The following is a 13,624-nucleotide window of genomic DNA, read 5'->3' on the forward strand; positions in this document are numbered from 1 at the left end:
TCATCCCCTTTATCATGTTAATTCAGTTTTCGTTTTTCAGCGGTCTGTGGTTGTTCCGGATGCGCCCGTTTCCAGAAGAAATAGGCAATCGATAAGAACACTAACCACGGTACACCAAACTTCAAGACGATTTGGAAATCCGTGAACCATGTCGTCAGGACGAGTGCGAATAACAACAATGCACCGAGGGCAGTCAGATAGGGATAGCCCATCATCCGAACCGGTAACGTCCGTCCACCTTCACGTTCCCAGGCTTTACGGAAGTACAGATGGGAGATGAAAATCATGAACCATGTGAAAATCGCCCCGAACATCGAAATTCCCATCATGAATGGATAAGAAACGCTCGATTGACTGCTGATGATCCCCGCGAGAAAAATCCCAAGTGTCGACAAGGCGAGTGCGAAGAGCGGTACACCTTTTCGATTCAAACGCCCAAATACTTTTGGCGCATACGTTGCCTTCGATAACGAATACATCATCCGTGTCGAAGCATACAGTTGACTGTTCATCGCAGACAGCGCCGCCGTCAGGATGATGAAGTTCATGATGCCGCCTGCATACGGAATCGATAGCATCTCCATTACTTTAACGAACGGACTTTGATCGACACCGCCTGCTTGTTGCCATGGAACGATCATCAACATCAAAGCAATCGTGATGACATAAAACGTCGAGAGACGGAATACCGTCGCTTTTAATGCTTTCGGTACGGCGACATCTGGATCCTTCGCTTCACCAGCGGTGACGGCAATCAATTCCGTTCCGAGGAAACTGAACAGGGAGATGAAGATCGCAATCCAGAGACCCGAGAAGCCGAATGGCATGAAGCCACCATCATTCGTAAAGTTTTGTGGACCGATCTCAGGGCTCGGACTACCGATGACCAAGTAAGCACCAAGCAGGATGAACAGTAAGATGGCACTAATCTTAATGACCGAGAACCAGTACTCAAAGGTTGCGAACGTATTGACTGTCGTAGCATTGATGTAAATCAACGCGGCAGCGAATACGAGAATCCAGACGACCCCGGGAACGTCCGGGAACCAGTATTTCATATAGATGGCGATCGCACTAACTTCAACGCCGATTGCGAGAACGTTTGCGATCCAGTACGAATAGCGGACGAGAAAACCCGCGTACGGACTAATGTATCGTTCGGCAATCGTACCGAACGAGCCAGATGTCGGATGGGCGACCGTCATTTCAGCCAGACAGCCCATTAAAAGTAGGACGATGAAGGCGCCGACTGCGTAACTGATCAAAACGCTCGGTCCAGCAAGCCCGATTGCAAGCCCACTTCCGAGGAAGAGACCGGTACCGATCGCGCAGCCCATTGCAATCATCGTGAGTTGACGTGTCTTGAGTTCACGCCGTAGTTCAGTAGGTTGTTCCATGGTGTACTCCTTAAGCAACGACTTCGCGTTCATTCGCGAAACGTTCGTATTCTTTATCTTTCATGATTCGTTTAAGTGTCGCGACGACGTCATAGACATCGGTAAACGTATTGTAGAGCGCGACGGGTGCTAGACGGACGATGTTTGGTGCCCGGAAATCGGGAATGATCCGATTTTCCTTGAGTGCTTTACAGATCCGTGCTGCTTCCGGGTGCTCGAGGCTGAGATGCGCCCCGCGGCGTTTATCATCGATCGGATTTCCGATGACGAAACCGTACGATGTGAGTTCCTGCTCGACAAGGTCCATCATGTACTGCGTCAGCGCGAGTGATTTTGTCCGAACGGCTTCGATACCGACTTCGTCAAACATCTCTAATGCACCGATTTGTGGAGCAAGACTTAAGACGTGTGGTGTGCCGATTTGGAAGGCACCGGCATGCGCCGCCGGTGTCATCGTATGATCCATATCGAACTGCTTATCCTTCCGCGAACCAAACCAGCCCGTCAGACCAGGCAACGTTCCGAAATGACGTTCGTGGACGAATAATCCACCAACTGTTCCAGGACCACCGTTCAAGTGTTTGTAATTACACCAGTAGGCAAAGTCGACGCCCCAGTCATGGAACGCGTGGGGAACGGCTCCGACGGAATGACAACCATCAAAACCAATCAGGATGCCACGGTCGTGTGCTGCCTTCGTCAAACGCTCCATATCGAGAATTTGTCCACTTCGGTAAAGTACCGCCGGCAAGACGATTAACGCGATATCATCCGTCATCGCGGCGATGATATCGTCTTCTTCTAAAAAGCGACCGTCCCGACTCGGTACTTGGATGAGATGTGTCTCCGGATCCAGACCACGTAAGCGAAGTTGGCTTTGGAGGGCATAGATATCCGACGGGAACGTCAGCGCATCCGCTAAAATCTTATCTCGTCCTTCTGTTGGTTGGAAGAATGTCGCGACGAGTTGATGGAGATTGACGGTCGTCGAACCAGTGACCATGACTTCTTCCGCTTGTGCGCCGACGAGCGGAGCGTTGAGAGCAGCGAGACGTTCCGATAATTCAAACCAAGGATGACGTCCTTTCATCCAGCCATCGATTCCGAGTTCTTTCCAGTCTGATAGCGACTCGAGCAACGTCTTCTCGGCACGCTTCGATAATAAGCCGAGCGAGTTTCCGTCCATATAGATACTACCCGGTTGCAGATAAAACTCATCACGATAGGCAGCGAGTGCATCTTGCTCATCCTGAGCAGCAGCATCGGTCCGTTTTGCTTGCAGTGTCATACGTCATCCTCCTCAAATGAATGCTCAATCAATTTTGACAAAAGCGTAGCAAACAAATTGACATTGTGTCAATATTATCGAATAGAGAAAACAAAAGGAGTGAAGGACATGTCATCTTCTCAACCAGAAAAAATCGATAAACGACATCTGCGCACAGTGCGGACACGCGAAAAACTGTTGAGTGCGGCACGTGACGTCTTCTTAGAACAAGGGTTTCAAACGGCAACGATTTCACAAGTGATCAAACAAGCTGGCGTCGGCTACGGAACAGCCTACGTGCATTTTGAAGGGAAAGATGAGTTGCTCGTCGTCCTGATGGAAGATGTCATGAGTCGCTTCCATGCGATTGCGGAACGAACATTTGAACCGACGACGTCGCTAGAGGCAAAGGAACGTATCGTGACGCAAGCTACGGATTTCTTACGTCTCGCGGAAGAAGAACGAGCGATGCTACGGATCGTTGAGCAAGCAATCGGCGTCTCTTACATCGTCCGTGCGAAATGGAAAGCGATTCGAGAACGCTTCATTGATCGGATCAGTCAGGATATCCAGTATGCGCAGGAGACAGGACTCGCGCGACAAGATGTCGATCCGAAGCTCGTCGCCCGTGGCTGGTTCTTCGCGAACGAGATGTATTTATTCGAAGTCGTCCGTGAAGAAGCAACAGCGACGATTGAAGAGATCGCACACGTCTTAGCGACGATTTATACGCAAGGACTCTACCGGATCGAGGATTGATGAACGGACAGGAAGGGAACGTTTCAAAGTAGAAGGGAGCGTGACCGGGATGCCATTTGATTACGATCTCGATTTCAAGACGACGGATTTTCGCAAGGAGCCGGAAAAGTACCGGGTTGGACGCGGGGAGCAAGGGGTCTTACTCGTCGAACCTTATAAAAGTGAGATTTTGCCGCATTGGCGTTTTAAGACGCCGGACATCGCGAAGGAATCGTCTGAGAAAATTTATGAGATGTATTTAGCTTATAAAGAAGACGGAGACTTCGTCGGTATGGATATGGCGCGGAAGTTCATTCAGATGGGACATACGCGCGCACGACGTTATGCGAACTATAAGGGTGGGCGCAAATATAAAGATAAAGAGACCAAAGAATTGCACACGCGCGAGATCGACGAAGAAAAAGCAAAATCTGCGGCCATCTTCCAAGAAAAATGGGATTTGATTCGGGCAGATGAAGAATACCTTGAACTTAAACGTGCGCATCAAAAGCAGTACGGATAAGTCATTTCAAAATAAAGGGAATCAATTCAAACCATGCGATACTGAAAAGAAAACGGGAGGCATGTGTATGAATCGTTGGTGGGTTCCGCTGTATCCGATTGGTCTGTTTTTACTGATTGATCACTTTTTCTATGATATTTCAGTGACGTGGCTCATCGTGCTTGGTGTCGTGAGCGTCCTTTTGAGTGTCCGTTCGAATCGACCATCCTTTTCTTCGTATCGTCCGTTAATGATTGGGACGCTTTTGATCGGCTATGGTCTGATGCCGTGGTTGACGCTGGATTTTACAGGAGTCGTCTTCGTTTTCTTGTTAACAGAAATCGTTGCAAAACTGCTCGTGTCAAGAACAGAGGAACAATCCGTATGACGGACGAATATCGCTAAACGAAAAAAGCCTCGACTGCTCTGTCCGATGGGATGGAGCAATCGAGGCTATTTTTGATTCGTTTAAGAACTCTGTTCGACCTTGGCAATCAATCGTGCTTGACGTTTCTGCCAGATGAACGATCCGATGAACGTCACGACGAGGAACATCAGACCGAGTGCAAACGGATAGAGAATATTGACGTCATATAGGACACCCGCAAGCGTCGGTCCGAGCACGTTCCCGATGCTCATGTAGGCGTTGTTCATTCCCATAGCAAAGCCTTGCTCATTACCAGCGAGTTTTGAAATCATCGTATTCAAGACAGGACGTAAAATTGACGTCGCGAGGAAGATGACGAGGGTGATCGCAAAGAATCCACCGTAACTTGATGTCAATAATGACAACAGGAAGCCGAGCGCTGCGATGAACAGGAATAGGTTCAAGACCTTTCCTTCTCCGAGACTACGTGACAGCTTATCGACGATGAAGATTTGAGCAATGACACTGATGATCCCGGTCGACGTCACCATGATCGCGATGTCTTTCGGTGAAGCACCGAATTGGTCATCGACGAATAGACCAAGTACTGATTCGTATGCCATGAGACCGAAGCTCATGACGAGTGTAATGACGAGCGGTACGAAGTACGGTTTCTTAAATGATGTCCCCAGTTTCTTGAGCATCGAACCTTCGTCTGGTGCCATCGCTGTCGCATCGTGTTTTTCGCTTTCTTGAAGTAACAGGACGCTGAACAAGACGGCTGCCCCCGAGACGATCGCTGAGACGAGTAGTGGCAATTTTAAGTCGTATTCGGCAAGGAATCCACCGATTCCAGGACCGATGACGATTCCGAGTGACATCGCAGCTGAGACGTAACTGTTTCCTTTTGCGCGTTGATCCATCGTCGTGATGTCCGCGACGTAAGCAAAGATGGCTGGAATCAGAAGGGCGGCACCGGCACCACCGATTGCGCGCGAGATGTAAAGAACCGTGACGGAATTTGAGAAGTAGAAGACGAACATCGAGAGCGTCAAGCCGATCAATCCATAGATGATCATCTTGCGACGACCGTATTGGTCCGCCCATTTTCCGGCAATCGGTGACATGACGAGCTGTGCTCCGGCAAAGATGGCGATCATTAACCCAGCTGCCGTCCCACCTTGTCCAATCGAGGCTAAGTAAGCGGGTAGAATCGGAATGATGATCCCGAAGCTCCCGACCGCAATAAACATATTGATCATGAGGACCGTTAATTTTTTTCGTTGATCCGCGTGCAAGGGGACCCCTTCTTTCGACCCGCTTTCTGTAAGCGGTTATTTGTTTCACCTTCATTATCTTAGATTCAAGCTAAAGGACCTGTCAATGTAGACGAGTCGAGGATTCGAAAAAGGGGCTGACTCAAAAAAGAATGACGCGTCTTTTCACGCCCTTTCCTCAGGCGAGACACAAGCCAGTTTTCCTGCTTCATTCAAGCAGAAAAACGGGTCTTGTTTGTCTCTGACAGCGCAAGATGCGCTTTTCCTGTAGGAGTGGCGTGTGACGCGCCATTTTTTGTGTTACGAGATAAGGGTGGCAGATTTTTATTCTGCCACCCTTATCTTTGTAGAGACTGACTTTTGAGTCAGCCCCGGTTCAGATTTATTGGTCTTTTTTTAATAACCATTTAATGTTCGGTGATAGCAACGGTCGGAAGATCGTCACGACGGGTCGACTCGAGAGCAACCAGACGAATCCGGTAGCGAGCAAGAAGGACAGTCCGATCAGTAACAGGGGCGACTCCGTAATGGCTGGTGGAACCGAATCACGGAACAAACGGACGATGAACGAGTGAATCAAGTAAATCGCAAGCGTCTGGATGCCGATCTGGTCGAATCGATCTCCGAATGACCGGTGTGGCACGAGCAACAAGACCGAGAAGATCATGATCGTACTGACGGCATAGAGGAACAATTGAATCGCTGCTCCCTTTAGAAGCGAGACTTCAAATTCCCCATAGGTGTCGCGGTAGAAGAGCCAGACCGTATCAAATCCATTTTTTGTCCAGAGAATCATGAAGACGGCAATCAAGAGCGAGACGATTAGTCCGGTCAGTCGACCGATCGGTGCTGTCATCTGCTTTCGCCAGCCAGCGTCAGTTAACCAACCACGCTCTTTGACGAGGTAACCCATCAAAAAGAACGGATAAAAACTGACGACTTTTTGTAACGACAGGAAGTTCGTGATCGAGTCTGGATTGGCATTGATCAACAAAGCAAATAAGACACTGACGATCAGCGGGAAACGCATCACCTGGAATGCCGGGGTGACGGTTTGCCAAATGATGATCCCGAGCAGATACCAAAGCGTCCAATTCGGAACGAGCGGATGGAGTAACCCATCGAGCATCTCACGTAAGGAATCATCCTGCGTGTAGGACAAATAGATTTCGTGAATCGATTGCCAGATGAAATACAGGGCAACGAATGCGAGGATGCGTTGAGGTCGAACTTGTTTGAAAAAATAGCCGCTCATGAAGATGAAGGCAGGCATGTGCAACAAGTAAATGACGTTATACGCCATCCTCACACTATCGTTTCCCGGTAAATCTCGAAACGTCTCGATCAAATGACCAAAGACGACCATGAAGATGAGTAAGACCTTATAGTTCCCAAGCCAATGATCGTACGTTGGCGTGGTCACTGGTTTGATGGGGCGATTCATTTTTTCTCACCCAGCAGGATTTGATCAACAAACCGGGCACTCGATTTTCCGTCTTGATGTTCAAAGAAATATTCTGCGAATGCTTTGACATTATGCATTTCGAAGTCTTTGTTTTTAATCCGTTCAATCAACTCTTCTGATGTCTTGACGATTGGACCCGGAACGAATTCCTCGAAGTCGTAATAGAAATCACGTTTTGAGATATAGTCCTCAAGGTCATACGCGAAGAACAACATCGGTCGATTCAATAGGGAGAACTCGAAACACGTCGATGAGTAATCCGTAATCAAGATGTCTGAGACGAACAGCAACTCATTGATTTCACGATGATCCGTCAAATCGAGGAAGAAGTCAGCGTAGACTTCTGGAATCTCCATCCGGCGGCGGATGAATGGATGCAGTTTAAGGACGAAGACGTACTCCTCATGAAGTGCTTCGTACAGCGCATCAAGATCGAGTTGATCAAAATCATAATAGGCACTCTTCGCACCATTTCCTCGGAACGTCGGCGCGAACATGATGACTTTCTTTTGTTTGAAGATGGGATATTCCTCATAGATACGTGCTTTTGCTTCCTCGATGAACGGTTGATCGAAGAACATATCCGTCCGTGGAATACCGGTCGCGATGACTTGATCTTCCCGTAACCCGAAGCCTTCAGCATAATGACGGGCGACATTATGGGAGCTGACGATGGCTTTCGTATAGTTCCGGTGACTAAGCGAGTTCGCGCTTGGACCACCTGGTTTTCCGAGACGGCTGTACCCGAATGTCTTGAAGGCGCCAACGGCATGCCAGACTTGAACCAAATCACTGCCTTTACGAATATTCAACGGATAGATCATCGGATAGAAGTCATCGACAAGAATCGTCTTTGCTGTCGCTAAGTGGTATGGCAAGGCAAATTTGTCACGCCAATCACGACGAGACTGAAGATTCGGTTTGAAGAAGGTTTTCACATCAAGATCTAAATCGCGGCGTTTGACTTCATCCAAGATATAAGCAAAGTTCCCACTGATATCACTCCGCGAATCCGAAGCGAGGATGACTTTGTTCTCTTGAATTGGTTGCGTCCATTTCGTAACGTTATAGATCGCCTTAAATGTAAAACGACGGAACTTGAACGCGCGCTTCTTCATGTTCTTCTTCCACTTCTTATAGCGATCGATGACTTGGATTAGACGTTTCGATTCGCCTTTCTTCAGGGAATGGAAACCTAAAGAGTTGCTGTATTCCGAATACTGCACGACAAGTTCATATTCGAGTAAGATCAAGGCGTTACTATGTTTTGTATCGACGCGGTAAGCGACCGGGATTAACGAACGCGTATCACCAAAAGGCGCTTCATGTAAGATCGTTTTTCCTTGGACGATGGCGAAGAACGCATCAAAATAGCCCATCGGCAGTGGACGACCTGTCGGCGTGATATGATTCAGGTTCAATTCGCCCGTAAAGGCTTCTTCCGTCCAGTCACCTTCGAACGGAAAGCGGCAAATGAACGTCCGTTTGTTTCGTTTATTACGGAAGACGATGGCACGTTCAAGCGGTACCAATGCTTCAGTAGGTTCAGACTGAATATACTCATCGTCATGTTCCTCAAGTTCAGGTTGCTGTTGCGATGTAGGATTTTCAAATAACGTTTGTTCGGCACGCAAAAAATCAGCCAATCCACTTAAACGTGCTTCGAAACGAAACGTCGTTCCAGCTAATTCCAAGTAGGTGACCTCAGCATGTAAAGTAGGGGTCAGTGTCTCTTCTATCAAAACCATCTCTCCTCGCTCGAATAATTACAATGCATTTACACAATCATGATAGATTTTTAAATTTTACGTGAACATAGTATAGTGAAACTAGAAATCACCACTCATTATATCGTGAGACATTAAAATTAATAGGGATTTCTTTATTTTTTTGTGTTTTTGTAAAATAACACTTCAACACAGACTGCACGATTACACATACCCTGAACGCTAGGGAAAGAAAACCGAAATTCGATTATTTCATAAGGGAGGGAAGCAGGTCGTCTCGTTTGAAAGAGTCAACGAGACACTGCGCCAGAAGATGATTTATGCAGCCATTTTAGCTGGAGGAAAAGGAACACGGATGGGGAATGTCGATCGACCGAAACAATTCTTATCGATCGGAGAACGTCCAATCATCGTCCATACAGTAGAGAAATTCCTATTACATGAGGATTTTGACCGCATCATCATCGTCACACCGACTGCTTGGATTAACTATACGCGCGATATTTTGGAGAAATACATCGGAAAAGATGAACGCCTCGTCATTACACCGGGTGGACAGGATCGAAATGAATCGATCATGGCAGCGGTGAACTGGATCGAAGAGAAAAACGGTCTGTCTGAGGAAGATATCATCGTCACACACGACGCCGTCCGTCCGTTCTTGACGCACCGCATTATTAAAGAAAACATTGAAGCAGCACAAGAATTCGGCTCATGCGATACGGTCATTTCAGCAATCGATACGATCGTCGCTTCAACGAACGGTAAAACGATCACGGATATTCCGGTTCGTGATCAAATGTATCAAGGACAGACACCACAAAGTTTCCAGATCACGAAGTTGAAATCGCATTATGAGTCGCTTTCGACGGAAGAACGAGCGATTTTGACGGATGCTTGTAAGATTCTTTTACTTAAAGGAGAAGATGTGGCGCTCGTCACGGGTGAACTGTTCAATATTAAAGTGACGACACCATACGACCTACGGATTGCGAATGCTATCTTGAAGGAGCGGATTCATCAATGATTAACCAAGTCTATCAACTCGTCGCCCCGCGTCAAATCGAAGTGACGTATGATGAACGGTCATTGAATACCGATCGCGTTGTCGTGCGTCCAACGTATTTATCGATTTGTCACGCGGATCAACGCTACTTCACGGGTAGCCGTAGTGCGGAAGTATTGGCGAAAAAATTACCGATGGCCATGATTCATGAAGGCATCGGAAAAGTCGTACATGATCCGAGTGGAACATTCAAGAAGGGAACACTCGTCGCGATGGTTCCGAATACACCGACGGAAGAAGATGACATCATCGGTGAAAACTATTTGCGAACGAGTCGTTTCCGTTCGAGTGGATACGATGGCTATATGCAAGACTATGTGTTCTTAAAAGCAGATCGTCTTGTCGAAGTACCGGCTGATCTTGACCCTGAAGTCGCGGCATTCACTGAACTCGTCAGTGTATCGGTCCATGCCTTGACTCGTTTCGAAAAGATTGCCCATCCGCGTCGGGAGACGTTCGGAGTGTGGGGTGACGGGAATCTTGGCTTCATCACAGCACTCTTGCTACGTAAGTTGTATCCGGAAGCGAAATTACTCGTCTTTGGCAAAACGCAGTCGAAGCTTGACTATTTCTCGTTTGCAGACGAGACGTACCACATCGATCAGATTCCAGCCGATGTCTCCTTCAACCACGGTTTCGAATGTGTTGGGGGAATTGGCAGCCAATATGCGATCAATCAGATGATCGACTATATCATTCCGGAAGGCACGATGGCGTTACTTGGCGTATCAGAAGATGCCGTCGCGATTAACACACGGATGATTCTTGAAAAAGGTCTTCGTGTCTATGGTTCAAGTCGGAGTACACCGGCTGATTTCGCACGGACGATGGAATTGTATCAAACACATCCTGATATTCCAGCTTATTTATCGAACCTTGTTTCAGGCGTCTTCCAAATTCGACAAATCGAAGATATCCATAAAGCGTTTGAAAACGATTTGACGAACCGGTTCGGAAAGACGGTCATGGAATGGTGCATGTAACGATGTGCGCTGAAAAAGAGGAGAATCGTCTATGAAACAAAAAATTCGGTTATTGCAACGACGGACGGTCCACTATCTGCTTGCTGTGACGTACTGGTTGACGAAACGGTTACCGATTCAACCGAAAAAAGTCGTCTTTGCGACGTATCGTTCCGATCGTCTTGTCGATAACTTTCGTGCCGTCTACGATGAACTCGAACGTCGCGACTTAGGGTATGAATACGTTTTTTTGTTAAAGCGATTCCCTCAATCGTTGGCGGGGCAAATCCAATACGTCTTTCATATGATGCGAGCGACGTACGAGTTAGCGACTGCTCGTTACTTCATCATTGATGATTATTATTACCCTGTCTATGTGTCGTCCTTACGGGAAGGAACAGAAGTCATTCAGCTATGGCATGCTTGTGGAGCCTTTAAAAAGTTCGGCTATAGTGTGCTTGATAAATCGTATTCGCCGGATGATGATTATTTGAAGATGGTCCAGATTCACCGGAACTATAGCAAGGTCTATGTTTCCGGTGAAGCATGTATCGCACCATATGCGGATGCTTTCGGAATGGAGCATAAACGGATCTATCCCTTAGGGGTTCCACGGACGGATCAGCTACTGAACACAGCACGCCAAGCCCGCGTTCGAGAAAAGTTGTATGACCGATATCCAGAATGGCGCAAGAAACGAATCATCTTACTCGCACCGACGTTCCGAGGAAATGGACAGACAACGGCACATTACGATCAAGAGCTCGATTTTGAGAAGTTCCGTCGTGAGCTTGGACCGGATACAGTCCTCTTGCTTCGCATGCACCCGTTTGTTCTCAATCCACCAGTCGTACCGGACGCGTATGCGGATCAAATCATTAATATGACAGACTATCCGGACATCAATGATCTAATGCAAATTGCGGATATTCTGATTACGGATTATTCGTCTGTCATCTTCGAGTTTGCTTTGTTGCAGAAGCCGATGATTTTTCTCGTCAACGATCTGCAGTCGTATAAAGCAGAACGCGATTTCTACTTCCCATATGAAACGTTCGTACCGGGACCAATCGTGTCGACGTTCGAAGACGTCATTGCTTGGATTAAACGTGGGCAATTCGATACACAGAAGATCGAGACATTCGCGAACCAGTTCTTTACGTATCAGGACGGAGAAGCGACCAAACGAATCGTCGACCATATGTTATATGACACGATTCCAGAGGCGCCTATCTATACGAAAACACCAGTGTGAATACAGAAAAACGTTCCGATTGCGTCTCCATTTGGGGAGAGAGACGTCATCGGAACGTTTTTATTTTTGAATTGGGGCTTGATTGGCGCGAGCAGGGGTAGCTCGCAGAATGCGCACCTCTTAAAAGTGCGTCAACTTGTCCTTTGCGGACGTTCTCGGTTTGACAGGTGGAACGATGGCAGGCCAGCCGATTTGAATGACGCCAAGAACACGTTCGTTTTCAGAAGCGTCAACGAGTGAGGCATACTCTGGTGTGAACCAGTGTTTCCCGCTCTTCCAGCAACACCCAAGACCTCGTTCTGTTGCTACCAACTGCAGATTTTGAATCATCGCAGCTGTTGCAAGTGTATCCTCTAGCTGTTGATCCGGCGTCCCTTGTACCTGACAAAGTACCGTTAAATAAACCGGGACTTCCCGTAATTTTTGTTCAGCCTGTTGACGTTGTTCAGACGTTTTCGTCTCGAATTGACCACGCGCTGTCAGCAATTCCATCAAGGCATCGACATACCGTGTTTGTCCGTCTTCGATTGCGAGAACAAAGCGCCAAGGCTCTCGTAATTTATGATTCGGGGCATAAATCGCCGTGTCGAGTAATGCTTCTACCAATTCGACCGGAACGGGTTGTTCCGTATAAGACCGGATCGACCGGCGTGTTTCAATCACTTGTTGGGCATGCATCCGTTTCATCTCCTCACTGAGTACTTTTTCACTATAAATGATAACGATTATCATTGTCAACGTTATTTGTCAGAAAATAAAAAAAGACGATTCCCGTGAGGAAATCATCTTTCGTTGCATTCGGATTAAGAGGCTTTTCGTTCCTCGTCTTGATCTTGAGCAACAGTCGTTAGCTTTTTTTTCATAAGACGAATCCGGTATAGGGCAAATAGATAATGGGCGAAGTAGATCGTAAAACCAAGGAAAATCGTTAATGCTACATGAATTTGAACGCCAGGAACAGCATGAAGCTGAATGAAGAGCAAGACAGCCATTGCCATCGTATAAAGCACCATTTCCACCGATTGTGGCATGACGCGTTGACGTTTTAAGAAAAAGGAACGCATGAGTGGCAGGACGACGAGACTGACGAGACGATCAACCAGTCCGATGACGAGCACGCTGATCACCATCGCTAAACCATTTTCAAAAGCGATTAACCGTGGGAAGACAAGATAGGTGACGAGTAATAGTGGTCCAACCAATAAAAAAATTGAAATCGAGGCACGTGCGAATACGAAGAGCCCGTTGACACTTGTTAAAAAGGCACGAACGATCTTTTGTGACCAAGGGGATGGTCGACCAACTTGCCAAGCAAAACAACAAGCAAAGATGAACGCATAAAATTGCAGAAAGGCAACCATAAAGCATCTCCTTTAGATATGAAACTCATTGTTCCTAGTGTATCGATTTTAAGGCTGAAGTGCAAAGAAGAACTTTTCGTAAAGTATAAGAAAAGAGGCTGACTCAAAAAAGAATGACGCGTCTTTTCACGCCCTTTCCTCAGGCGAGACACAAGCCAGTTTTCCTGCTTCATTCAAGCAGGAAAGCGGGTCTTGTTTGTCTCTGACAGCGCAAAGATGCGCTTTTTCCTGTAGGAGTTG

At 47.3% G+C, this 13,624-nt stretch carries 13 protein-coding genes; 6 read left to right on the forward strand and 7 right to left on the reverse strand.

The window, feature by feature from the left end:
• Positions 1–17: 17 nt before the first annotated feature.
• Both B3G15_RS00625 and kynU read right to left on the reverse strand, forming a co-directional pair.
• Positions 18–1,397, reverse strand: a complete 1,380-nt coding sequence (locus B3G15_RS00625) for an amino acid permease (RefSeq protein ID WP_251133565.1) — start codon at positions 1,395–1,397, stop codon at positions 18–20.
• 10 nt (positions 1,398–1,407) lie between these two features.
• Positions 1,408–2,685 carry a kynureninase gene (gene kynU / locus B3G15_RS00630; RefSeq protein WP_290714385.1) on the reverse strand — a complete coding sequence of 426 codons (1,278 nt, stop codon included), beginning with the start codon at positions 2,683–2,685 and terminating at the stop codon, positions 1,408–1,410.
• A 108-nt stretch (positions 2,686–2,793) separates the two neighbouring features.
• Here kynU and B3G15_RS00635 point away from each other — a divergent pair, with 108 nt between their 5' ends.
• From B3G15_RS00635 to B3G15_RS00645, 3 genes are all read left to right on the forward strand, one after another.
• Positions 2,794–3,423, forward strand: coding sequence for a TetR/AcrR family transcriptional regulator (locus B3G15_RS00635; protein ID WP_290714387.1), 630 nt, complete (start codon positions 2,794–2,796; stop codon positions 3,421–3,423).
• A 49-nt stretch (positions 3,424–3,472) separates the two neighbouring features.
• Positions 3,473–3,925, forward strand: coding sequence for a DUF4385 domain-containing protein (locus B3G15_RS00640; protein WP_075642788.1), 453 nt, complete (start codon positions 3,473–3,475; stop codon positions 3,923–3,925).
• Between the two features lie 67 nt (positions 3,926–3,992).
• Positions 3,993–4,292 carry a hypothetical protein gene (locus B3G15_RS00645; protein WP_290714391.1) on the forward strand — a complete coding sequence of 100 codons (300 nt, stop codon included), beginning with the start codon at positions 3,993–3,995 and terminating at the stop codon, positions 4,290–4,292.
• An 80-nt stretch (positions 4,293–4,372) separates the two neighbouring features.
• Here B3G15_RS00645 and B3G15_RS00650 read toward each other — a convergent pair whose 3' ends face one another.
• From B3G15_RS00650 to B3G15_RS00660, 3 genes are all read right to left on the reverse strand, one after another.
• Complete coding sequence (locus tag B3G15_RS00650) at positions 4,373–5,569, reverse strand: MFS transporter (RefSeq protein WP_290714393.1); 1,197 nt, start codon at positions 5,567–5,569, stop codon at positions 4,373–4,375.
• A gap of 361 nt (positions 5,570–5,930) precedes the next feature.
• A complete protein-coding gene (locus B3G15_RS00655) occupies positions 5,931–6,992 on the reverse strand; it encodes an acyltransferase family protein (RefSeq protein WP_149426641.1) in 1,062 nt (353 codons plus the stop codon).
• Positions 6,989–8,755 (reverse strand): CDP-glycerol glycerophosphotransferase family protein, encoded by a 1,767-nt coding sequence (locus B3G15_RS00660; RefSeq protein WP_290714398.1) that lies wholly within the window; start codon positions 8,753–8,755, stop codon positions 6,989–6,991. The genes B3G15_RS00655 and B3G15_RS00660 overlap by 4 nt, the downstream gene beginning before the upstream one ends.
• 298 nt (positions 8,756–9,053) lie before the next feature.
• Between B3G15_RS00660 and B3G15_RS00665 the strand changes: the two genes are divergently transcribed.
• Genes B3G15_RS00665 through B3G15_RS00675 form a run of 3 tightly spaced genes read left to right on the forward strand, consistent with a single transcriptional unit; the run spans position 9,054 to position 12,023 of the window.
• On the forward strand, positions 9,054–9,767 hold the full coding sequence (locus tag B3G15_RS00665; protein ID WP_056064491.1) for an IspD/TarI family cytidylyltransferase: 714 nt from the start codon (positions 9,054–9,056) through the stop codon (positions 9,765–9,767).
• Positions 9,764–10,789 (forward strand): ribitol-5-phosphate dehydrogenase, encoded by a 1,026-nt coding sequence (locus B3G15_RS00670; RefSeq protein ID WP_029343156.1) that lies wholly within the window; start codon positions 9,764–9,766, stop codon positions 10,787–10,789. The genes B3G15_RS00665 and B3G15_RS00670 overlap by 4 nt, the downstream gene beginning before the upstream one ends.
• A gap of 31 nt (positions 10,790–10,820) precedes the next feature.
• Positions 10,821–12,023: a CDP-glycerol glycerophosphotransferase family protein gene (locus B3G15_RS00675; RefSeq protein ID WP_290714402.1), complete on the forward strand. Its 1,203-nt coding sequence runs from the start codon at positions 10,821–10,823 to the stop codon at positions 12,021–12,023.
• A 120-nt stretch (positions 12,024–12,143) separates the two neighbouring features.
• On the opposite strand, the gene B3G15_RS00680 is transcribed toward B3G15_RS00675, so the two are convergent.
• Positions 12,144–12,701 (reverse strand): nitroreductase family protein, encoded by a 558-nt coding sequence (locus B3G15_RS00680; protein WP_023466727.1) that lies wholly within the window; start codon positions 12,699–12,701, stop codon positions 12,144–12,146.
• Positions 12,702–12,826: 125 nt separating this feature from the next.
• A complete protein-coding gene (locus B3G15_RS00685) occupies positions 12,827–13,384 on the reverse strand; it encodes a hypothetical protein (protein ID WP_023466728.1) in 558 nt (185 codons plus the stop codon).
• Positions 13,385–13,624 lie beyond the last annotated feature (240 nt).

The sequence above is a fragment of the Exiguobacterium sp. UBA1053 genome, from assembly GCF_002316465.1.
GTDB lineage: Bacteria > Bacillota > Bacilli > Exiguobacteriales > Exiguobacteriaceae > Exiguobacterium_A > Exiguobacterium_A abrahamii.

What these genes read in the sequence shown, in the direction of transcription:
- B3G15_RS00625 (WP_251133565.1), bottom strand. Translation starts at nt 1,397, where the DNA reads ATGGAACAACCTACTGAACTACGGCGTGAACTCAAGACACGTCAACTC.
- kynU (WP_290714385.1), bottom strand. Translation starts at nt 2,685, where the DNA reads ATGACACTGCAAGCAAAACGGACCGATGCTGCTGCTCAGGATGAGCAA.
- B3G15_RS00635 (WP_290714387.1), top strand. Translation starts at nt 2,794, where the DNA reads ATGTCATCTTCTCAACCAGAAAAAATCGATAAACGACATCTGCGCACA.
- B3G15_RS00640 (WP_075642788.1), top strand. Translation starts at nt 3,473, where the DNA reads ATGCCATTTGATTACGATCTCGATTTCAAGACGACGGATTTTCGCAAG.
- B3G15_RS00645 (WP_290714391.1), top strand. Translation starts at nt 3,993, where the DNA reads ATGAATCGTTGGTGGGTTCCGCTGTATCCGATTGGTCTGTTTTTACTG.
- B3G15_RS00655 (WP_149426641.1), bottom strand. Translation starts at nt 6,992, where the DNA reads ATGAATCGCCCCATCAAACCAGTGACCACGCCAACGTACGATCATTGG.
- B3G15_RS00665 (WP_056064491.1), top strand. Translation starts at nt 9,054, where the DNA reads ATGATTTATGCAGCCATTTTAGCTGGAGGAAAAGGAACACGGATGGGG.
- B3G15_RS00670 (WP_029343156.1), top strand. Translation starts at nt 9,764, where the DNA reads ATGATTAACCAAGTCTATCAACTCGTCGCCCCGCGTCAAATCGAAGTG.
- B3G15_RS00675 (WP_290714402.1), top strand. Translation starts at nt 10,821, where the DNA reads ATGAAACAAAAAATTCGGTTATTGCAACGACGGACGGTCCACTATCTG.
- B3G15_RS00680 (WP_023466727.1), bottom strand. Translation starts at nt 12,701, where the DNA reads ATGCATGCCCAACAAGTGATTGAAACACGCCGGTCGATCCGGTCTTAT.
- B3G15_RS00685 (WP_023466728.1), bottom strand. Translation starts at nt 13,384, where the DNA reads ATGGTTGCCTTTCTGCAATTTTATGCGTTCATCTTTGCTTGTTGTTTT.